Genomic DNA, 21,482 nt, shown 5'->3' on the forward strand with positions numbered 1-21,482 from the left:
AGTCCCGGCCGCGGTTCGCGGCCGGGACTTTTCGCCTGCCCCCAAGTCTTGCCCAATTGTCGGACAATCTGGCAATCTAGCCCACACGGTCAGCTCAAACGAGCGCGGCACTGGAGGACTGATGACGATCGACGGCCTGGGGGCGGGCATCCAGCGGCGCAGCACCGCCGAGCAGGCGGCCGAAGCCGTCCGGCAGGCGATCCTGTCCGTCCGGCTGCCGCCGGGCACTCCGTTGCGCGAGACCGCGCTCGCCGCCGAACTCGGGGTCTCCCGCGGCACCCTCCGCGAGGCCGCGCGGACCCTAGAAAGCGAAGGACTGGTCCGGTATCAGATGAACCGCGGCATCGTCGTCGCGGACGTCACCGGCCCGGACGTCGCCGACATCTACGCCGCCCGCATCTCCGTCGAACTCACCGCCGCCGACGCCCTCACCGAGCACCGCGACCCGGCGATCTACCGGAAGCTGGCCGACCTGGTCGACCGGATCGAACACGCCTTCGACCAGGACGACACCGCCACCGCTCTGGACAGCGACCGCCTCTTCCACGCCACGCTCGTCACCGCCACCGGCAGCCCCCGGCTGCGCCGCTTCCACGCGCAGCTCCAGCAAGAACAACGCCTCGCCCTCGCACTGGCCGAACGCTCCCGCCGCGAGCTCGGCCGCACCACCGACGACCACCGCCGGCTGCTGGACGCCCTGCACGGCAGCCCGAGCGAAGCCAGCGCCGAAATCACCGCACACCTGCGAGCCGGCGCCGCCGAACTGGGACGGCTGCTCGACCTGCTCGCCGACCACGACGAAAGCGAGAAATCTCGTGGCTGACCACCGCCCCGACGGCCCGTGGGACCTGATCGTCACGCCCTGGCATCTCGACCAGCGCCTCCCGGAGTTCCCCGTACCCGCCGCCGCGGCCCAGGTCGTCCCGCCGGTCCTGCCCTCGGCCCCCGTCCCCGTCCGGATGAACCTGCTGCACCAGGCGACAGCCGACGCGGTGGCCCGCGCCGCCAAGCCCCTCGTGCTCTCCGGCGACTGCCCCACCAGCCGCGCCGCCGTGGCCGCGCTGCAGCGACGCCACCGCGACCTCGCCGTGCTGTGGCTCGACGCGCACGGCGACTGCAACACCCCCGCGATCTCCACCAGCGGCTATCTCGGCGGCATGGCACTGGCCATGCTCACCGGCCGCACCGCGGGCCTGTTCGACGACCCGCTCGGCCTGCGTCCGGTCCCCGACACCAGCGTCGTGCTCGCCGGCTCCCGCGACCTCGACCCCGCCGAACACGACGCCCTCGCCGCCAGCCGAGTCCGCCGCGTGCCCGCCGACCCCGCCGCCATCACCACCGCCCTCGACCGGCTCGGCCCGGTCCCCGTCTACCTCCACCTCGACATCGACGTCATCGACAGCGCCGAACTGCCCGGCGCGCGCTTCCCGTCCGGCCCCGGCCCTTCCCTCGCCCGGATCGAAGAATGCCTCGCCGCCGCTTGCGCCGCCGCCGACGTCGCCGGCGCTTACCTCGCCTGCGCCTGGCTGCCCGAGCACGTCAACGACCACAGCACCCGACAGACCATCGCCCGTCTCACCGCCGCACTCGGCGCCAACGTCGCTTGGCACGAAGCCGTCATCAGCTGACCAGCCGAGACCAGCGGGAACCAAGGAACCGATTCGAGGAGCGGTCCTCAGTCCGCGCCTGGCTGCGCCGCGTCGCGACCCAGGCGGCTGGCGGATGTACCGGATGGTCGTCGACGGTCAGCCCGCGGCCGTCGTTAGCCGGCACGGAGAGCCGTTCGGCTGCGCGGTCCTCGACGTCCGCCGGCACGGTATCGCGGGCGTGACCGTCTTCGGCGGCCCCGCACTCGTCGAACGCATCAGGGTCGCTCCACCTCCGGCACCCAAAAACTGAGCTCCAGCGTCTTCACGCTCGCCCAGTGCGACATCAGCCGGCCCTGTGCGACCAGCGCCGGGAACGCCACCGCGAGCGCCGGGCTGGAATTGCGCAGCATCAGCCCGGCGGTGCGCAGCCGGGTCGCCTCCAGAGCCGCACCGGCGTCGTGCAGTCGCAGGGCCGAAAGCAGCAGGAACGAATCCGCCTCGACGAACGCTTGGCCGCGTGCGGACGGGTTCCGGCGCAGGAACTCCTCCCTCGCGTTCCGCTTCCGCCGCCGCGGCAGCCACCGTCCCGCCCGCGCGCCCATCGGGTACGCCAGGTATCCGAGCAGATAGCTCGCCACCACGACCCCGATCACCAGCACCACGCCCGGTCCGCGCGAGACGGCGGCGAGGTCGATCCAGTGCGGCGCTCCGGCGAGGTAGGCCAGGACCGCCAGGTGCAGGGCGCCCGGGATCGCGTAGGCGAAGAGGTCGAAGAGTCCGATCGCGAAAGTCACCCGGTGATCCAGCTGCGACCGGACCCCCGGTACGGCTTTCAGGCGATCACGCCGACGATCCGCCTCCCCTGGCGAGCGCCTCCACGCGGTTCATCGGGCCGTTGTAGTAGTTCTGGTCGCCGGGCAGGCTGCCGGTGCGCGAGAACTGCCAGATGCTCTGCTTGTCCCAGCCCGCCGGGAGTTCGCCGATCTGCGGGGCGTACCGGGCGAGCCACAGCGGGTTGGTGTCGCCGAACCCGCCCGCGTTGCCGGTGCACTGCTTCCACCAGGACGTCGAGGTGTAGATGATCGCGCTGCGGCGTTGTTTCGCCAGGTACCGGTGGGTGAAGTCGGCGATCCACGCGGTCATGTCGGCCTGGCTTTTGCCGTAGCAGGCGTCGCCGTACGGGTTGTACTCGATGTCCAGCGCGCCCGGCAGCGTCTTGCCATCGCCGCGCCACGCGCCGCCGTGGGCGATGAAGTAGTCGGCTTGCTGAGCGCCGCTGGAGACGTCCGGGCGGGCGAAATGGTAGGCGCCGCGGATCAGGCCGGCGCTGCGCGCGCCGTTGTATTGCTGGTCGAACTGCGGGCTCACGAATCCGGTGCCCTCGGTCGCTTTGACGTAGGCGAACCGGGCGCCCGCGCCGGCGGCCTGGCCCCAGTCGACCGCGCCCTGGTGCCCGCTGACGTCGTGGCCGAGGGTCTGCCCGGTCGCCGGGTCGAGCCGCGGGCTCCCGCTTTGCACGCCCTCGTGCCGCAGAATCTGTGAACCGGCAACGTTCTCGCCGGCCTTCGAGTAGTCCGCGGCGGCGGCCGGTCCGGCAGTGGCGACGCCGCATGCCATCGCCACTGCCGACCCGACGGCGGCCAAGCCGAGCCGCCAGGGGTTGTCCGTTGCTGTCCGGGTCACCGAGACTCCGATCTCCACGGCGGCAGGTCCAGGGCCCATCGTGGGGCACAACGCGGCGCGAGGCTGGCTGCGTCACCCGGACGTGAACAGGTTTCCGATAGCCGGAATCGCCCAGGTGGTCCAGACAACCGTGACCGATTTGTGACCGGCACCGCCGAGCTGGGCGTTTAATTTGTTGTGGCCGACCACAAACTAGTTGGCAAATTCCCTACCGGCGGAGGTGTCCCCACGTGAACCGGACTCATCGACCACCCGGGCGGCCGTCCCGATCCCGCGGACCCGCATTGATCGCGCTGGCCCTGCTCGCCGCGGCCGGGCTCGCCGTGCCCGCCGCCGCGGCCCCAGCGTCCGCGCAGGCGGGCTGCACCGGCCAGTCCGATCAGCCGGACTTCGGGCCGAACGTGCACATTTTCGACCCGGGAATGCCCTCCTCGACGATCCAGGCTCAGCTGGACAAGGACTTCGAGGCGCAGAAGGACACGCAGGCCGCGCAGTTCGGCTCGGGCCGCGTCGCGCACCTGTTCAAACCGGGCTCCTACGCGGTGCACGACAACGTCGGCTTCTACACCTCCGTCGCCGGGCTCGGGCAGAACCCGGACGACGTCCAGATCAACGGCGACATCACCGTGGACGCCTTCAACGAGTCGGACCAGGGTTCCGCCTTGCAGAACTTCTGGCGTTCGGCGGAGAACATGGCCGTCACGCCCTCCAACGGCAGCGACCGGTGGGCGGTGTCGCAGGCCGCGCCGTTCCGCCGGATGGACATCAAGGGCGGACTGCAGCTGTTCCCCGCCAGCTACGGCTACGCGAGCGGCGGCTACGTCGCCGACACCCGCGTGTCCGGGCAGGCCGCGTCCGTCTCGCAGCAGCAGTGGTACACGCGGGATTCGGCGCTGGGCAGCTGGGACGGCGGCGTGTGGAACATGGTCTTCTCCGGGACCACTGGCGCGCCGGCCAATTCGTTCCCGAACCCGCCGGAAACGACGCTCGACTCCACACCGGTGTCGCGCGACGTGCCGTACCTGTACGTGGACGACGGCGGCAACTACCGCGTCTTCCTGCCGTCCCTGCGCACGAACGCTTCCGGGCCGAGCTGGGCGAACGGCGGCACCCCCGGCGATTCCCTCCCGATGAGCCAGTTCCGCGTCGTGAAGCCCGGCGACACCGCGGAGAGCATCAACAGCTCCCTCGACTCCGGCTGCAACCTGTTCTTCACCCCTGGCGCCTACCACCTCGACCAGACGCTGAACGTGACCCGGCCGGGCACGACGGTGCTCGGCATCGGCTATCCGACGCTGATCCCGGACAACGGCGTCGACGCGATGCACGTGTCCGATGTGGACGGTGTGCGGGTGAAGGGCCTGCTGTTCGACGCGGGAACCCAGAATTCGCAGGCGCTGCTGACCGTCGGCGAAAGCGGCAAGCACACGAGCCACGCGGCGAATCCGACGTCGCTGCAGGACGTCTTCTTCCGCGTCGGCGGCGATCTGGCCGGCAAGGCGACCACCAGCCTGGCGGTGAACAGCGACGACACGATCGTCGACCACGTCTGGGCGTGGCGCGCCGACCACGGCAACAGCGGCACCGTCGGCTGGACCACGAACACCGCCGACACCGGCGTGCTCGTCAACGGCGACAACGTGACCGCGACCGGGCTGTTCGTGGAGCATTACCAGAAGTTCCAGGTCGTGTGGAACGGCCAGGACGGGAAGACGATCTTCTTCCAGAACGAAATGCCCTACGACGTCCCGGACCAGGGCTCGTGGAATTCCGCGCCCGGCACCGCCGGGTACGCCGCGTACAAGGTCGGCCCGGACGTGAAGTCGCACGAAGCGTGGGGCTTGGGCAGCTACTGCTTCTTCGACACCAACCCGGCGGTTTCGAGCTACCACGCGTTCGAAGTGCCGGACAACGGCGGGGTGAAGCTGCACAGCCTGCTCACGGTGTCGCTGAACCACCGCGGCACGATCACCCACGTCGTGAACGACACGGGCGACGTGACCCCGGACGGCACCAAACCGGTCAACGTCCCGAACTATCCGTAGCCCGGTCTGGCACCGGGTCCCCACGTCCGTGAAGGGCTCCTTGAGGGAGCCTGATTCCCTCAAGGAGCCCTTCACCGACCGGGACCCCGCGCCTCAGTCCAGCGCGGTGGCCCGGCTGACCTTCTCCCAGGAGTCGAGATCCTGGGTCAGCGCGGCGATTTTGCCGCGGATCGCGTCCACCGCGTCGCCGCCGAGCGCGAGCCGCAGCGGCGCGTCGGGCGCGTCCACCGCGCGCAGGATCGCCTCCGCTGCCTTCGCCGGATCGCCGGGTTGCGTTCCGTCCATCCCCTCGATCGCGGCGCGGGTGGCCGCGGTCGATTCGGTGTAGGCGTCGATCTTGCCGGAGCGGTGCATCGCCGTGCCGCCGAACGACGTCCGGAACGCGCCCGGCTCCACGATAAGCACCTTGACCCCGAGCGGCGCGACCTCCGCCGCGAGCGCCTCGGACAGGCCCTCCAGGGCGAATTTCGCCGCGCAGTAGGCCCCGAACGCGGGCGGCGCGAGCAGTCCGCCCATCGAGCTCATCTGCACGATCGTGCCGCTCCGCTGTTCCCGCAGCAGCGGGACGACGGCCTTGGTCATCGCGACCGCGCCGAAGAACATCACCTCCAGCACCGCGCGCAGGTCGGGCAGCGTCAGTTCCTCCACCGCGCCGACCGTGCCGTGGCCGGCGTTGTTGACCAGCACGTCGATCCGGCCGAACTCGTCCAGCGCGGTCCGCACCGCGGCGTCGATCCGGGCCGGGTCGGTGACGTCCAGCGCGGCGGTGCGCACCCGGTCCCCGCCTGACGCGACGAGGTCGTCGAGCGTCTCCGGTGTGCGGGCGGTCGCGAGGACCCGGTCCCCCGCCGCCAGCGCGGCCCGGGCGAGTTCGCGGCCGAAGCCGCTTGAGCACCCGGTGATCAGCCAGACGCGGCCGTCGGTTTCCTTGGTCATTGAGCAGTCCCTCCAGTGGTTCTTCCGGCTCCGATCGTGGCGCGCGCCTGCCGGGGTCCGCCAACACCGGTTCGCTGGCGGGCTACAGTCTCAGCCTGTGACCCCTGAGCTGCGGCAGCTGCGCTACTTCCTCGCCGTCGCCGAGACGACGAGCTTCACGCGCGCGGCAGCGGCCCTGCACATCGCGCAGCAGTCCCTCTCGCAGCAGATTTCCGTGCTGGAACGCCAGCTCGGCGCGAAACTGTTCGACCGCGACGCCCGTGGCACCCGGCTCACCCCGGTCGGCGAGCTCTTCCTGCCCGAAGCGCGCGCGGTGCTCGCCCGCGCCGACGCCGCGGTGGCGACGGTCGCTCGCGCGGTCCGCGGCGAGATCGGCGCGCTGCGGCTGGCTTTCCTTGCCAGCACCGCGAATTACCTGCTCCCGCCGGTCGTGCGCGCGGTGCGGGAGCAACTCCCGGAGCTGACCGTCACGACCGCGGAAGTCTCGATCGCGGAGCTCGTCGAGGGTGTCCTCGACGGCCGCTTCGACGCCGGTTTCACTCGTCCGCCGCTGGTCGACGGTCTGGCGACGCACGTCCTGCTGACCGAGCAGGTCTGCGCGGTCCTGCCCTCGGGCCATCGCCTGGCCGACCGTTCGGCGCTGCGCTTGGCCGACCTCGCGGACGAGCCATGGGTGCTGACGCCGCGTGCGTCCTGGGATCCCTGGCACCGCAAGTACGACGCCGATTTCGCCGCGGCCGGGTTCACTCCGGACGTCGTGCAGCGCACCGCGACCGTGCAGGGCTTGCTGGGGCTGGTCGCGGCCGGGGTCGGCGTGACGCGGCTGGCGCGATCAGCGCACAGCCTGCGCCGCACCGGTGTGGTGTTCGTGCCGCTGGAGGGCGAATCCGCGCGCACCGTCGTCGTGTGGCGCGCGGACGGCCCGCGCCCGGCCGCGCTGCTGGACGTGGCGACCCGCCTGGCCGGGACGACGGATCTTTCCGGCGCGGGCTGATCCCGCGCCGGAAAGCGCGTCAGCCCCTGCCCTCGCGACGGTCCAGGTCCAGGGTCCGCATTTGCTGCGCGAGCGCCTTTTCCTCCATTTCCTTCATCTCCGCGCGCTTCTCGGCGGAAATGGGTGTCTCGCCGTCGTATTTGCGCAGCTCCGGCGGGTCGTAATCGCCGTTCTGCCACCGCTGCCACGTCGGGTCGTTCTTGTCCTTCGGGGCTTGGAATCCCCATTTGTCGAGCAGTTCGTCGGCGGTTCCCTGCGGGTATTGGCCGGTCTGACGCTGTTCGTAGGCCAGATGCGCCTCGGCCCGGCCGCCCGCGGTGAGCGGGTCGGTGCGCGCGAAGGACTCCCCGTTCTTGACCATGTCGTCGTACTCCTTGGTGCCCGGAGCGGGGTTGTACGGCATGCCCTTGCCGGTGCCGTACATCTCGTCGACCATGTGCTGGTAGGAGTCCTTGGACCCGCGCAGGTACTTCTGCTCCTCGTCGAAGTCGCTGAGGTCCTTTTTGAGCTTGGCGTCGTTGCCGTTTTCGATTTCGCTGCGGTGCTCAGTGAGGTAGTCGCGGCGTTCCTGTTCGGCCTTCGCGTCCTCGGCCCGCTGTTTGTAGGCGGCGGCCGAATCCTCCCGTTGCTTGTCGGTGTTCTCGATCCGGTGCCGCACTTCGGAACCGTCCGGGTAATGCTCGCCGGGGACCCGTTCGGTTTTGTTCCCGTAGGTGTGGATGCCGTGTTTCGGGTCGTGGAAATCCGGATGGTGAACGTGGTTCGGGTCGTCGCCGTGGTAGACCTTTTCCTGCGGGCTCAGATAGGTGTTGTGCGGCTGGCGGCCCGGCACCTGATAGGTCGGCCGGGTGTACTTGCCGTCCATGTGCGCGTAGCCCATCTGGTTGAGCTGCAGCAGATCCGACGTGTCCTTGCGCTCGTAGGCCCGCCGCTGCGCGTAGGCGTAGCTCAGCTGGTGTTCGTCGTGCGCTTTCCCGCTGGTGAAGCCGGAGGTGTGCATCCGGTTGCCGCTCCCGGTGCCCGGGTGCTTGCGGTGGAAGTCGTGGCTTTCGGTGTAGCTGTAGGCCGCGTGCTCGAGGTCCGTTTCGTCGGAACGCTTCCGCGGCAGGCCGCTGCCGTTGTCCGCGGCGGCCTGGTGGACGCCGACGTGCTCGTGCTGGTTGGTCAGGTGTCCGTCGAACTCGTAGCCGTGGTTCTCTCCGATCCGGGCCGCCTCGGGGTTGCGGTTGCCGTAGGTGCCGGGCGGATTCGACGGTTCGGTGGACGCCTTCTTGGCCGGGGGCGCGTCGGGCGTGGCGTCGTCGTCGCGTTTGCGCTTGTTGCCGGCCTGCTGTTCCTCCATTTCCTTCAGCTTCTTGGGGCACGGCTCGGTCGGCAGCGGGCTGAGGCCGAGCGGATCGATCATGGCGGTCGGGTTGTCCACGTAGGCCATCGAATCCGGGGACGGGCTGAGGCCGAGCGGGTCGTGCGAGAGGTAGCGGCCGGTTTCCGGGTCGTAGTAGCGGTGCATGTTGTAGTGCAGCCCGGTCTCCGGGTCGTAGTACTGGCCGGGGAAGCGCAGCGGGGTGCGCGCGGTTCCGCCTTCGGCCACGACCGCGCCCCACAGCGAGGTGCGCTGGTGCCCGGCGAGCGCGCCGGTGCCGTCGACCAGTTCGGCGGGTGCGCCGACCAGGTCGGTGACGATGGCGTGGAAGCGTTCGTCGACGCGTTCGCCGAGCTTCCGCTCGGTCTGCGCGAGCACCCGGTCGGAGTCGGGCAGCCAATCCCACACCGTCGCGACCTGCGGGCGGCCGGGGGCGCTGTGCACCTGCTCGGCGGGCCGGTAGTGGTCCCAGGCGAATTCGATCTGCTCGGCCACCGCGCCCGCCGGATCGAGCCGCTGCTTGGCGACGCGCCTGCCGAGCGCGTCGTAACGGTAGCGCCAGACCGTGCCGTCCGGGGTGCGCACGCCGGTCAGCCTGCTCGCCGAGTTCCACTGGTATTCCCACCGCTGCCCGCGGCGTTCCCGCGTCACGACGCGGCCCTCGGCGTCGTGGGTGTAGCGGGTCTCGCCCGCGGACTCGATCAGGGTGCCGCGGTAGGTCCGGGCTCCCGCCGCGGCCGGGTCGCCCGGCCAGCCCGCTTCGGTGATCGCGCCTGCCGCGTCGTAGCCGTAGTTCTCCCGCCAGTCCGGGCCGTTGACCGCGCTGACCCGGCCGCCGGAGCTGACCTCGAACGCGCGCGGCCCGGCGAGCAGATCGCCGGTCGCGTACAGGTTGCCGTCCGGCAGGTAGCGGTAGTCGCGCTGCTGCACGGTGGCCGCGCCGCGCAGCACGGTCTGCCCGCGCAGCCTTCCGGTCGAGGTCCAGTCCTGCCGCAGCTCCGCCACCGGCGCGGTCCCGGCGAAGAGCCGGCGCGCCGTTTCCTGCCCGGCGGCGTCGTATTCGAACCGCAGGGTGCGGCCCGCGGTGGTGATCGCGGTCGGGCGGTCCGCGGAGTCGTAGCCGAACGACGACTGCGCGCCGGTGGGCGTGCGGCGGCCGGTCCGCCTGCCGAGCGCGTCGAACTCCGACCGCACGACGCGGCCGTTGATCGACTCGGACACCAGCTGCCCGAGCGGGTCGTACTCGAACCGGACCTCGGTCTCGCCGTTGCGCGCCAGCACCATCCGGCCGTCGTGGTCGTAGGCGAATTCGGCGACGTCGTCGGCGGCGGTGCGCCGCACCAGCCGCCCGAGCGCGTCGTATTCGATGTCGATCGCCTGCCCCGCCGCGTTGACCCGGCGCACGAGCCGTCCCGCCGCGTCGTAGCCGTAGCGCAGGACCCGGCCGTTGTAGTCGGTTTCCGCGACGACCCGGCCCGCGTGGTCGTACTCGTAGCGCCAGACCAGGCCGCGTTCGTTCGTCACTGTCGTCAGCCGCAGTTCGGTGTCGTAGCCGAACCGCCGGACGCCGCCGTCCGGGTCCTGCGCGGACAGCGGCAGGCCGAACGCGCCGTACTCGACGCGGTGCACGCCGCCGCGCGGGTCGACCGACTCCTCGACGTTGCCCGCCGCTTTGAAGCCGAACTTGCTGACCGTGCCGTCGGTGTTGCGCTGCTGGACCAGGTTGCCCGCCGCGTCGCGCACCCGTTCCACGGACGCGCCGGTCGGCCCGGTGATCGAGGTGATGGCGCCGAGCGCGTCGTAGGAGTAGCGAGTGACCGCGCCGTCGGGGGCGGTGATCTTCGTGGGCAGGCCCGCCGCGTCGGATTCGAACCGGGTGACGCCGCCGAGCGCGTCGGTCCGCGTCGCCACCGCGCCGGTGTCCGGGTCGTAGGCATAGGCGGTGACCCCGCCCGCCGGATCGGTTTCCTTGACCAGGCTGCCTTGTTCGTCGTACTCGTAGCGCCAGACCTCGCCCGCGGGGCCGGTGGCGGAGACCGGCAGGCCCCGCTCGTCGTACTCGTTGACCAGCCGGGAGCCGTCCGGGCGGATTACCGCGACGACGTTGCCGAGCGCGTCGAATTCCCAGCGGGTGGCGTTGCCGAGCGCGTCGGTCCTGGCGGTGACCCGGCCGAACTCGTCGTACTCGGTGGTCGAGGTGTTGCCGAGCGGGTCGGTCTCGGCGACGACCTTGAGCTGCTCGTCGAGCTGGTAGCGGGTGACCGCGCCGAGCGAGTCGGTGACCGTGGTGACCAGGTTCTCGCGGTCGTAGGACAGCTCGGTGTCGAGGTATCCGCCGTCGCCCCGCGCGCGCACGCACCGGCCGTCGCTGTCGTACTGGTAGCGGTACCAGCGGCCGTTGACGTCGTCCCAGCGCACCATCCGGCCGTCGGCGTCGTAGCGGAACTGGTGCGAGGTGCCGACCGCGTCGACGACCTCGGCCAGCCGCCGGGCGGAGTCGTAGCGGTACTCCCGGACCGCCACCGGCGCGTCCGGCACGCGCAGCGCGGTGACCAGGCCGTCCGCCGATTCGATCGTCACGCGGTAGCCGCCGGAGTGCTCCATGGCGACCGGCACGCCGTCCTCGTAGCGGAAGTCGATCCGGTTGCCCGAGCTGTCGACCAGCGCGTGCAGCCGCAGGACGCGGTCGCCGGGGTCGCCGGTGAAGTGGCGGATGACGCTGCTCTGCGGGTCGCCGACGATGAACCCGGTGGTGACCCGGCGCAGTGCGAGGTAGGGCCCGTCGTCGGTGGCGACGGCCTCGATGCCTCGCGGGAACGGGAAGCGCACGAGCACGCCGTTCGGGGCGGCGTAGTGCAGGCCCTCGTCGCCGATCTCCAGGCGTTCGTCCAGCGTCGAGGACCAGGTGGGGCCGAAGAATCCGCCGGAGCGGTAGGTCGAGCGGTGGGTGCGTTCCACCGTCAGCGGCAGCACGCCGGGCAGGTTCAGGTCTTCCTGGACCAGGTACACCGCGCCGGTGGCGACGTCGATCGGGTCGCCGCAGCCCTTGATCTCGTGGGGATCCGTGTGGTGTTCGGCCGCGTTCTCGCTCGGGTTGCCCCTCGGCTGCTGCGTCGAGGAGGTATGCACCTCGTTGCCGCCGGACTCGTGCGGCCCGGTGCCGCCTTGGCCGCCTTCGTGCCCGCCGCCCTGGTTGCCCTCCGCGTTGCTGGAGTGGGTGTTTCCGGTGTTGCCTTGGTGTCCTCCGCCGCCTTCGGCTCCAGAGGTGTGCGTGCCCTCGCCGCCGCCGGGGTGGGACCGGGTGCCGCCGCCCTCGGCTTTGACGTTGATGTCCTTGGGCTTCGGCGACGGGGCGCCTTTGCCGCCCTTGAGGCCCTTCAGCGCCTTGCCCGCGTCCTCGAACAGCGTCCCGGCCTTCTTCAGCAGCGGGATGAGCGCCTTGAGGGCCTTGACCAGCTTGGTGGTGATCTCGGTGATCCGGGACGCGGTCTTCGCGACGGCCGCGGCGACCTGCGGGCCGACCCAGGCCATCCCGATCCCCGCGGTGAGCAGCACCTGCAGCGCCCACGAGATCAGGTGCCCGACGAGGTCGGCGATGGTGTCGCGCACCAGCGACCGCACTGCCGCGACCACCTCGCCCGCGGTCTTGACCCCGCTGGCCGCGCCCTCGGAGCCCTTCTGGGCGCTGGCGATCAGGGCGGAGGTGTCCTCGGCCTTCTTGCGGTAGCTGTCGGCGGCCTCGCCCTCCCAGCTCTGGAGGTCTTTCTTGACCAGCTCGCCGAGCTCGCCGGACACGCCTTCGAGTTCCTTGGCGACGTTGGTCCAGGTCTGCGCCTGGGAGCTGATCTGGTCGGCGTTGCCGGTGAGCGCGTCGAGAGCGTCCTTGAGCGGGCCGACGTGCTCCATCAGCCAGCCGACCCCGGCCGCGAAGATCGCGCCGAACGGGTCCATCACCGCGGTGAGCACGTCGATCGCGGTGCCGACGGCCCCGATCGCGACCGCGGCCCAGTTCTTGCTCTCGATCGCCTCCTTGAGCCCGGTGGCGTCCTCCAGCAACGGGACCCCGGCCACCGCCGAGGTCTCCTTCACCGGCGCGACCAATGGATTGCTCACGTTTGTTCCCCCTGCCCGTAGCTGCGGTGATCACGGTACCTACCGCGCTCCGGGACGGCACGCGGCACGCGGGAGCCTGGCCAGGAGGGCAACTCTGGTAGTCCGGAGAGGCAGCGGGGCGGCCGCGTGCCCGGCCGGGCACGCATTTCCGCACGTCCGCTTGAGGTTTCCGGCGTTGCCGGACCGGTGGCCGAAACTCAGCTTTCGCTGACCTTCACCGAAAACGCGTCGATGCTCATCCCCGCCCCCGGCGTGATGTCCGCTCCCGGGCTGGTGCACCCGCACACCTTGTTCGGATACGACCCGCCGATCGCCACGTCGAAGATCGCGAAGAACCCGTGGTCCACCGCCGCCTTCCAGGTGGCATCGGACACCTGGTTCTGCTTCACCGCGAAAGTCTCCTTGCCGTCCAAGGAAAACCGCAGTTCCTCCGCCGCCGCGTCCCGGCGGTCCACCACCACCGCGTACGTGTGGTACCCGGACTTGCAGCCTGCGCAGTCCTGCAGCTCGCTGCTGATCCCGTCCGGGTCGTGGCACTCGCCCGCCCACTGTCCACAGTGGAATGTGCTGGAGTGCTGGTCCAGCGCGTTCACGTTCTCCATGATGTCCAGCTCGCCGATGCTCGGCCAGTTCGTCGCGCCGACCGGCCGCGCGTCCGCGCCCATCGCCCAGAACGCGGGCCAGTAGCCGAGGCCGTGCGCGGGGTCGGGCTGCTGGATCGTCGCGCTCATTTCCATCTGCCCGCCCGCAGGCGCGCCGAAGTCGGTGCGCTGGGTTTCGATCCGGCCGGACGTCCACGCGCCGTTCGCGTCGCGCAGCGGCTTGATCACCAGGTGCCCGGCTCCGTCGTGGTAGACGTTGTCCGTCGAGTCGGTCGAGGTCTCGATTTCGCCGGTGCCCCAGTTCGCCGCGCCGCCGGGGTATCCGGTTCCCTTGTCGTAGAGCCAGTTCTGCGGGTCGAGACCGGTGCCCGCGGGGCCGTCGAAGGTGTCCTCGAACACCGTGGTCCAGGTTTCGGCTGCCTGCGCGGGCGCGGCGGCCATCGACACGGCGGCCACGGCGGCCAGGATCAGCGGGGTTCGGCGCATGGGTTCGCCTTCCGGTGGAGGGGGTGGTCTCAGCAGGGTCGGCCGGTGCCGCTGACCAGTCAAAACAGTCTGCCTGCCGGTTCCGCGGCGGCGGTGCGCGCGGGCAGAGCGCGCCCGGAAAGGTTTGAACCACTGCGTCGCGGGGTACCGCAGAGGGTGGGAGAACCACACCCCCTTTGCGTCCCCCGCGGCCGCCATCCCCGATCTAGCCTGGGACCGTGAGCGACAGCAACCTCCTCGGCGAGTTCCTGCGGGCCCGGCGCGGCACCACCGTTCCGGCGGACGCGGACGTGCTCGCCGACACCCGGCGCCGGGTCAGCGGCTTGCGCCGGGAGGAGGTCGCGCAGCGGGCCGGGGTGAGCACCGACTACTACGTGCGGCTTGAGCAGGGCCGGGAGCGCACGCCGTCCGCGCAAGTCGTCGAGGCGCTCGGCCGGGCGCTGCGACTCGACGACGAGGCGCTCGCGCACCTGCACTCGCTGGCCCGGCCGAAGCGGCCGAGGCGACGTCCCGCGAAGGAACGCGTCAGCCCGCGGCTGGTGCAGCTGATGGACGCGTGGCCGCAGACGCCGGCGGTCGTGCTCGGCCGGTGCATGAGCGTGCTCGCGTCGAATCTGCTCGGCGAGGCGCTGTTCGCCGGGCACGAGCACAGCGGCGACCTGCTGCGGCTGGTGTTCCTCGACCCCGGCGCCCGGGACTTCTACCCGGATTGGGAACGGGTCGCGGTCAACACCGTCGGCGGGCTGCGGTCGGCGGCGGGCACCGATCTGGACGATCCTCTCTTGATCGAGGCGGTCGGCGAACTGTCGCTCAAGAGCGCCGATTTCCGCCGGTTGTGGGCGCGCCACGATCTCCGGCAGAAAACGCGCGAATCGAAACGGTTCCGGCATCCGCTGGTCGGAATGCTCGCCCTGCACTACGAATCGATGACCGTGAACAGTGCTTCCGGCCAGCAACTCGTGGTGTACCAAGCGGATCCGGGCAGTCCGTCGGAGGCCGCGCTGGGGCTGCTCGGCAGTCTCGCCGCCGGCGACCGCCCGCACCGCTGACGCATTTTCCGCAATTCACGAATTCCTCCGAGGGCAGATCCATGTCTGAAAACAATGCACCCGTCTGGTTCATCACCGGGTGTTCCACCGGCCTCGGCCGCGCACTCGCGGCCGCAGTTCTCGAACGCGGCCTCCGCGCGGTCGTGACAGCCCGCGATCCCGAACGAGTCGCGGACCTCGTCTCCGCGCACCCCGGACGCGCGCTGGCGGTCGCGCTCGACGTGACCCACCAGCAGCAGATCACCGAAGCGGTCGCCGAGGCACACCGCGTCTTCGGCCAGATCGACGTCCTCGTCAACAACGCAGGCTACGGCTACCTCGCCGCCGCCGAGGAGGGCGAAGACGCCGAGATCCGCGCGTTGTTCGAGGCCAACGTATTCGGCTTGATGGCGCTGACCCGCGCTGTCCTGCCGGGAATGCGGGCGCGGCGCAGCGGCCACGTCGTCTCGGTCTCGTCGCTCGGCGGGCTGGCCGCCTTCGGCGCGACCGGCTATTACCACGCGACCAAGTTCGCCGTCGAAGGCTTCAGCGAATCGCTCGCCGCCGAGGTGGGGCCGCTCGGCATCGGCGTCACGATCGTCGAACCGGCCGCGTTCCGCACCAACTGGTCAGGCCCGTCCATGCGGGAATCCGCCATCCGCATCGACGACTACGCCGAGACCGCGGGCGCACGCCGCACCTCGACGCTCGCCACCTACGGCAAGCAGCCCGGCGACCCGGCCCGCGCCGCGACCGCGGTCATCGACGCCGTCTCCTCCGCCGAACCGCCGCTGCGCCTGCTTCTCGGCCAAGCGGCCTACGACCTCGCCACCGCCCGCCTCGACACCCTCCGCACGACGTTCGGCGACTGGCGCGAGGTCACCCTGTCCGCCGACTTCCCGAAGGAGTCTCAATGAGCAAGACCGCCCTGATCACCGGTGCCAGCAGCGGAATCGGCGAGGCCACCGCCCGCAGGCTCGCCGCGGACGGCTGGCGCGTGATCGCCGGAGCGCGCCGCGAAGACCGGCTCGCCGAACTCGCCGCCAGCGCCGACGGCATCGAAGTCCACCGCCTCGACGTGACCGACCGGGCCGGCGTCGCCGAGTTCGTCGACCGCGCGGTGCGCGACCACGGCGAGATCGACGCGTTCGTCGCGAACGCCGGGGTGATGCCGTTGTCCCGGCTGGACGCCGGGCTGGTCGAGGAATGGGACCGGATGATCGACGTCAACGTCCGGGGCCTGCTGCACAGCATCGCCGCGGCATTGCCGCACTTCACCCGCCAGCGCCGAGGCCACTTCGTCACCATCGCGTCGATCGGCGCCTACCAGGTCACGCCGACCGCCGCGGTGTACTGCGGCACGAAATACGCGGCGTGGGCGATCACCGAGGGCCTGCGGCTGGAATGCGACCCCTCGATCCGCGTCACCACGGTCTCCCCCGGCGTCGTGACCTCGGAGCTGGCGGACACGATCAGCGATCCGGAAACGCGGGAGTTCATGCGGATCTACCGCAAGGACGCCCTCGAACCGCGAGCGATCGGCGACGCCATCGCCTACGCTCTCGACCAGCCGGCCGACGTGGACGTCAGCGAGATGATCGTGCGGCCGGCCCGGCAACGCTGAGCCAAGGAGGAGGCCGTGCCGCAGTACCTGCTCGGGATCTGCCAGCCCGACGGCGGAACCCCGGATCCGGAGGTGCTGGCGGACATCGCGGCGCGCCTCGAAGCGGTGACCGAGGAGATGAAGGCGAAAGGCGTCTGGGTCTTCTCGGGCGGACTGCACCCGGCGGCCGCGGCGAAGGTGGTCCGGGCCTCCGGCGACGGCGTCCTGTGCACCGACGGCCCGTTCGCCGAGGGCAAGGAACACCTGGGCGGCTTCACCGTCGTGACCGCGCCCGGCGCGGAGGCCGCGACCGAGTGGGCGCGGCGGATCTCGGAGATCACCACGCTGCCGGTGGAACTCCGGCAGTTCCATTGACCTCGACGGCCGGGCTCGGGCGGATCTTCCGCGCCGAGCACGGCCGCGCGGTCGCCGTGCTGGCCCGAGTCTTCGGCGACCTCGATCTCGCCGAGGACGCGGTCCAGGAGGCCTGCGCGATCGCCACCGTGAAATGGCGCGCGGAAGGCCTCCCGCCGAGTCCCGCCGGCTGGCTCGTCACCACTGCCCGCAACCGCGGCGTCGACCGCCTCCGCCGCGAATCCACCCGCGCCGACCGCCACGCGCAGGCCGCGCTCCTGCACGCGAGCGAACCGTCCGACGAAGGCGCAGTGCCCGACGACCGGTTGCGGCTGATCTTCACCTGCTGCCACCCGGCCCTCGGCACCGCCGCCCGAGTCGCCCTCACCCTGCGCCTGCTGGGCGGCCTCACCACCGCCGAGATCGCGCACGCGTTCCTGATACCGGAATCGACGCTGGCACAACGGCTAGTGCGCGCCAAAGCCAAGATCCGCGACGCCCGGATTCCCTACCGCGTGCCTGACGCGGCCGACCTCCCAGACCGGCTCAACGCCGTCCTCGCGGTGCTCTATCTGATCTTCACCGAAGGCCACACCGCCAGCAGCGGCGCCGACCTCACCCGGCCGGACCTGGCGTCCGAAGCGATCCGCCTGACCCGGATCCTGGCCGCGCTGCTGCCCGGCGAACCCGAAACACTGGGCCTGCTCGCACTGCAGCTGCTCACCGAATCACGGCGCGCGGCCCGGCTCGACGCCGACGGGGTCCCGGTGCTGCTGCCTGACCAGGACCGCGCTCGCTGGGACCGGCCGCTGATCGCCGAAGGCCAAGACCTCGTCCGCCGCTGCCTGCGACTCGACCGCCCAGGCCCGTACCAGCTCCAAGCCGCGATCAACGCCGTGCACAGCGACGGCACCGACTGGGTCCAGATCCTCGCCCTCCACGACCGGCTGCTGGCCGTCGCGCCGACCCCGATCGTGGCCCTGAACCGCGCCGTCGCGGTCGCCGAGGTCGACGGCCCGGCCGCCGCACTGACCATTGTGGACGGCCTGGGCCTCGGCAACCGGCACCTCTTCCACGCCGTCCGAGCCGACCTGCTGGCCCGCCTTGGCCGGACCGCCGAAGCCGTCGAGGCTTACGACGAAGCTCTCCGCCTGGTCGCCAACGAGGCAGAACGCCTTTTACTGCAACGAAAACGCGCTGCCCTCAGTCCGGCTTCCCTCGGCTGATCACGCCTTCGACGATCCTCGTCAGATGCGCGCCGACGTTCTCGACACCGCCGTTCTGCACCGCGATCTGCGCCCCCTCCATCGCGAACGTCAGCTCCGCCGCGCCGAGCTCCGGGTCGGGCAGCCCGAGCCCCTCGCACATCGCCCGGAGCCTGCCGAACTGACGAGTCTTGTACTCGCTGATCAACCGCCGCGCGGGATGGTCCGGATCGGGCAGCTCGGCGACCGAGTTCGTGAACGGGCAGCCCCGGTGGGAAAAGTCCGGGAGCCCGTCGACGATGAACCGTCCCACCGCGCGGATCTGCTCCGCGCAATCGCCCGGATGCGCCCGTTCGGCCGCGTCGAACGCGGCCGAGTAGTCGTGCACCACGATCCGCAGCCATTCCGCGATCAGCGCGTCCTTCGTGCCGAAGTGCCGGTAGATCGCCATCTTCGTGGTCCCGGCGCGGTCCGCGATCGCCTGGACCCCGACCCGCACGACGCCCTCGTTGAGGAACAGCTCCTCGGCCGCGTCGAGGATGCGCTCGCGAGGCGGCAAGGTCGCGACCCGCGTCGGCCGCCGGGCGGAGGTGCTCGTCATCGGTTCTTCCCAGGGGGTTGGCAATGCGGTTCGGCACGAGCTACGGTACACAACCGTCCCCCGTGATACCACTCGGTATCATGCAATACGGATAAGTATCTTGAAGGACGTGCTGGTGAAAATCTCCGAATACACGAGCTGCGACGCGGTCGGCCTGGCGAACCTGATCGCCCGCGGCGAGGTGACCGCGGCCGAGGTCGCCGACGCGGCCGCACGAGCGGTCGAAGCAGCGAACCCGCACATCAACGCAGTAGCGGAAACCTGGCCGCCCGAAGACACTCCCGCTCCCGGCTCCGCTCCGCTGGCGGGCGTGCCGTTCCTGATCAAGGACCTCGGCGTCACCATGGCGGGCAAACGCAGCGAACTGGGCAGCCGCTTGGCCGCCGGCATCGTGTCGCCCGAAGACTCGTTCCTGATGCGCCGCTTCCGTCAGGCAGGCCTGGTGACCATCGGCCGCACCACCACACCGGAAATGGCCTACAGCACCACCACCGAACCGGAGTTCTACGGCGCGACCCGCAATCCGTGGTCTCCCGCCCGAAGCGCAGGCGGCTCCAGCGGCGGCTCCGGCGCGGCGGTCGCCGCCGGGATCGTCCCGCTCGCCCACGCCACCGACGCCGCGGGTTCCATCCGCGTCCCCGCCTCCAGCAACGGATTGTTCGGCCTGAAGCCCACCCGCGGCCGGGTTTCGCACGGCCCCGGCGCCGACGAGGTCTTCAGCGGCCTGGCCGTGCAAGGCAGCCTCAGCCGAACCGTCCGCGACAGCGCCGTCCTGCTGGACCTGATCGAAGGCCCCGAACCCGGCGATCCCTACTTCGCCGCCCGTCCCGCTCGCCCGTACGCCGAAGAAGCCCGACTCGCCCCAGGCCGCCTGCGCATCGCAGTCCTGCGCCAGCCATGGGGCGGCCGCCGGCCGGCCGAGGCAGTCTCCGCCGCCCTGTCCGAGGTCGTGGGACTGCTGGAATCCCTTGGCCACGCAATCGAAGAGACCCCGCTGGCCCTAGGCGTCTCCTGGGAGGAATTCGTCCTCGGCAACGCACGAATGTGGACCGCCAACCTCGCCCCGTGGATCGACGGCATCGCCGCCGCGACCGGCCGCCCGGTCGATGAGACCACCCTGGAACCAGTCACTCTCGCCAGCTACCGCTACGGCCACCAGGTCACCGCCGACGAACTCGTCCGCGCCCTGGCGATCCGCAACCAGGTGTCCCGAACTTTCGCCCAGCACTTCGCCCGCCACGACCTGCTGCTCTCCCCCACCCTGCCGGAGCCGCCGGTCCCGCTCGGCGTCTACGGCGAAGGCGCGGACCACCTGGACGGCCTCGGCTGGCTGGAGCGCATCCTGGACCGCTCCCCCTACACCGCGGCGGCGAACGTTTCCGGGGCTCCGTCGATGTCCGTCCCGCTGGCCGAGGACGAAGGACTCCCGATCGGCATGCAGTTCACCGCCGCCTTCGGCCGCGAAGACCTGCTGTTCCGCCTGGCCGGGCAGCTGGAACAGGCTGCCCCGTGGACCCACCGCAAGCCCCCGGTCTGGGCAGCCGGCCAACCCCCGGAGTCCACAGTGGATTCCCAGCTGCCGGTGACCCGCGTCCCACCCCTCACCGACCCTGACGACGACGCCCGGGTTCTCGCTAGACTGGGCGAGCGATGCGACGATTCCGGTGGTGGTGGGGGGCGCTGGTCCTCGCCTGCGTAGCTGTGCTCGTGGGCTTCTTCGTCTTTTTCGGCACCGAGAGCAGGACAGGCCAGCCTTTCCCGCGGCAGGGCCCGCCCGGCCGCGGCCCGCTGACCATCGTGTCGATCGGCGACAGCACCGTCTCCGGCGAAGGAGCCGGCGCCTACAGCCCCGACACCGACGGCAGGAACGGCGACTGGTGCCACCGCTCGTCGGCGGCGTTCGTGCAGAAGGTCCGCATCCCCGGCGTCGCCGCCCGAGTCAACCTGGCCTGCTCCGGAGCCCCCGCCGCCCAGGTCGCCCTCGGCGACGCCAAACAGTGGGGCGAACGCTCCCAAGCCGCGCAACTGGCCGACGTGGTGAAGAACCACCGGGTAGCGGCGGTGGTGATCGCCGTGGGCGCGAACGACGACCCGAAGTTCTCCGCGCAGGTCAGCGAATGCTTCAAGGCCTGGTTCTCCGCCGACGGCCCGTCCTGCAACGTCGCGCTGAAGGAGACCTGGAAGTCCAAAGTGGACGCCATGGTCCCCAAGGTGGCGAACGCAGTAGGCGACGTGAAAAAGGTACTGGCCGAAGCCGGATACGTCCCCGCCGATTACCAACTGGTGCTCCAGTCCTACGCCACCCCAGTCGGCCCGGACATCCCAGCGGATCTGCAAAGCCTCAACGGCTGCCCCTTCCGCACCGACGACCTGCAGTGGATTTCGACCACGGGAATCAGCACCCTCTCCGCGGGAATCAAACAAGCAGCCGCCCAGTCCGGCGCCCGTTTCCTTGACCTGGCCCGAGCAGGCGAAAACCACGAAGCCTGCTCCGGCGGCCCGAACCCGGCGACAGAATGGTTCACCCGCCTCACCCTGCACCTGAACGACCTGACCCAGGTCGACCGGGCGACGCACGCACTGCAGGAATCCTTCCACCCCAACGCCGCCGGACACGCCGCCATCGCCGACTGCCTCACGGACTTCCTGACGACGCAACGAGGAAACGCCTCCTGCCTGGCAGGCCCAGACGGAAAACTCCACGCCATCCCCGAACCAGCGAGCTAACAACCCCACCCCAGCGTTGCGTGAGGGCCGCCCTCATCCCTCAGGGTTCCCCTCACGACCCCGCCACCGGGCGTGAGGGGACCTTCACAGACCACCCCGCCCGCCGCCTGGGATGCGCCCCCATGCCCCATCGGCGCGCTAACCCCACCCCAA

General features: G+C 70.8%; 17 protein-coding genes. 11 read left to right on the plus strand and 6 right to left on the minus strand.

Features of this window, described 5'->3' with window-relative positions; genetic code table 11:
• Positions 1-121: 121 nt before the first annotated feature.
• Both A4R44_RS24995 and A4R44_RS25000 read left to right on the plus strand, forming a co-directional pair.
• A complete protein-coding gene (locus A4R44_RS24995; protein ID WP_067585485.1) occupies positions 122-823 on the plus strand; it encodes a GntR family transcriptional regulator in 702 nt (233 codons plus the stop codon).
• Positions 816-1,628 (plus strand): arginase family protein, encoded by an 813-nt coding sequence (locus A4R44_RS25000; protein ID WP_067585488.1) that lies wholly within the window; start codon positions 816-818, stop codon positions 1,626-1,628. Before A4R44_RS24995 ends, A4R44_RS25000 begins: the two co-directional genes overlap by 8 nt.
• Positions 1,629-1,864: 236 nt before the next feature.
• Here the strand turns inward: A4R44_RS25000 and A4R44_RS25010 are convergent, their stop codons facing one another.
• Together A4R44_RS25010 and A4R44_RS25015 are read right to left on the minus strand one after the other, a co-directional pair.
• Positions 1,865-2,383, minus strand: coding sequence for a hypothetical protein (locus A4R44_RS25010; RefSeq protein ID WP_067585493.1), 519 nt, complete (start codon positions 2,381-2,383; stop codon positions 1,865-1,867).
• A gap of 46 nt (positions 2,384-2,429) precedes the next feature.
• A complete protein-coding gene (locus A4R44_RS25015) occupies positions 2,430-3,206 on the minus strand; it encodes a lysozyme (RefSeq protein WP_067585692.1) in 777 nt (258 codons plus the stop codon).
• A 296-nt stretch (positions 3,207-3,502) separates the two neighbouring features.
• Here A4R44_RS25015 and A4R44_RS25020 point away from each other — a divergent pair, with 296 nt between their 5' ends.
• The gene (locus A4R44_RS25020) at positions 3,503-5,317 is read left to right on the plus strand and encodes a hypothetical protein (RefSeq protein WP_067585496.1); all 1,815 of its coding nucleotides are present in this window, start codon (positions 3,503-3,505) and stop codon (positions 5,315-5,317) included.
• 93 nt (positions 5,318-5,410) lie between these two features.
• Here A4R44_RS25020 and A4R44_RS25025 read toward each other — a convergent pair whose 3' ends face one another.
• Positions 5,411-6,253, minus strand: a complete 843-nt coding sequence (locus tag A4R44_RS25025; RefSeq protein ID WP_067585499.1) for an oxidoreductase — start codon at positions 6,251-6,253, stop codon at positions 5,411-5,413.
• Positions 6,254-6,350: 97 nt separating this feature from the next.
• On the opposite strand from A4R44_RS25025, the gene A4R44_RS25030 reads away from it, so the two are divergent.
• The gene (locus A4R44_RS25030) at positions 6,351-7,247 is read left to right on the plus strand and encodes a LysR family transcriptional regulator (protein WP_067585502.1); all 897 of its coding nucleotides are present in this window, start codon (positions 6,351-6,353) and stop codon (positions 7,245-7,247) included.
• A gap of 19 nt (positions 7,248-7,266) precedes the next feature.
• Here A4R44_RS25030 and A4R44_RS25035 read toward each other — a convergent pair whose 3' ends face one another.
• On the minus strand, positions 7,267-12,723 hold the full coding sequence (locus tag A4R44_RS25035; protein WP_067585505.1) for an RHS repeat-associated core domain-containing protein: 5,457 nt from the start codon (positions 12,721-12,723) through the stop codon (positions 7,267-7,269).
• 197 nt (positions 12,724-12,920) lie between these two features.
• Positions 12,921-13,811 carry a glycoside hydrolase family 16 protein gene (locus A4R44_RS25040; protein WP_067585508.1) on the minus strand — a complete coding sequence of 297 codons (891 nt, stop codon included), beginning with the start codon at positions 13,809-13,811 and terminating at the stop codon, positions 12,921-12,923.
• 218 nt (positions 13,812-14,029) lie between these two features.
• On the opposite strand from A4R44_RS25040, the gene A4R44_RS25045 reads away from it, so the two are divergent.
• The 5 genes from A4R44_RS25045 to A4R44_RS25065 are packed head-to-tail and all read left to right on the plus strand — an operon-like array spanning position 14,030 to position 18,022.
• Entirely contained in the window at positions 14,030-14,860 is an 831-nt protein-coding gene (locus A4R44_RS25045; protein ID WP_067585511.1) for a helix-turn-helix transcriptional regulator, read from the plus strand.
• A 41-nt stretch (positions 14,861-14,901) separates the two neighbouring features.
• On the plus strand, positions 14,902-15,756 hold the full coding sequence (locus tag A4R44_RS25050; RefSeq protein WP_067585514.1) for an oxidoreductase: 855 nt from the start codon (positions 14,902-14,904) through the stop codon (positions 15,754-15,756).
• Positions 15,753-16,463, plus strand: coding sequence for an SDR family oxidoreductase (locus A4R44_RS25055; RefSeq protein WP_067585517.1), 711 nt, complete (start codon positions 15,753-15,755; stop codon positions 16,461-16,463). Before A4R44_RS25050 ends, A4R44_RS25055 begins: the two co-directional genes overlap by 4 nt.
• A 15-nt stretch (positions 16,464-16,478) precedes the next feature.
• Positions 16,479-16,817: a YciI family protein gene (locus A4R44_RS25060; protein WP_067585520.1), complete on the plus strand. Its 339-nt coding sequence runs from the start codon at positions 16,479-16,481 to the stop codon at positions 16,815-16,817.
• Complete coding sequence (locus A4R44_RS25065; protein ID WP_067585523.1) at positions 16,814-18,022, plus strand: RNA polymerase sigma factor; 1,209 nt, start codon at positions 16,814-16,816, stop codon at positions 18,020-18,022. The genes A4R44_RS25060 and A4R44_RS25065 overlap by 4 nt, the downstream gene beginning before the upstream one ends.
• Here A4R44_RS25065 and A4R44_RS25070 read toward each other — a convergent pair.
• Positions 18,000-18,602: a TetR/AcrR family transcriptional regulator gene (locus A4R44_RS25070; RefSeq protein WP_067585526.1), complete on the minus strand. Its 603-nt coding sequence runs from the start codon at positions 18,600-18,602 to the stop codon at positions 18,000-18,002. The two genes, A4R44_RS25065 and A4R44_RS25070, sit on opposite strands and share 23 nt — an antisense overlap.
• Positions 18,603-18,717: 115 nt before the next feature.
• Here A4R44_RS25070 and A4R44_RS25075 point away from each other — a divergent pair, with 115 nt between their 5' ends.
• Complete coding sequence (locus tag A4R44_RS25075; RefSeq protein WP_095213594.1) at positions 18,718-20,301, plus strand: amidase; 1,584 nt, start codon at positions 18,718-18,720, stop codon at positions 20,299-20,301.
• Entirely contained in the window at positions 20,253-21,329 is a 1,077-nt protein-coding gene (locus A4R44_RS25080) for a GDSL-type esterase/lipase family protein (protein WP_067585529.1), read from the plus strand. Before A4R44_RS25075 ends, A4R44_RS25080 begins: the two co-directional genes overlap by 49 nt.
• Positions 21,330-21,482 lie beyond the last annotated feature (153 nt).

This window comes from Amycolatopsis sp. M39, from assembly GCF_001651785.1.
GTDB lineage: Bacteria > Actinomycetota > Actinomycetes > Mycobacteriales > Pseudonocardiaceae > Amycolatopsis > Amycolatopsis rubida.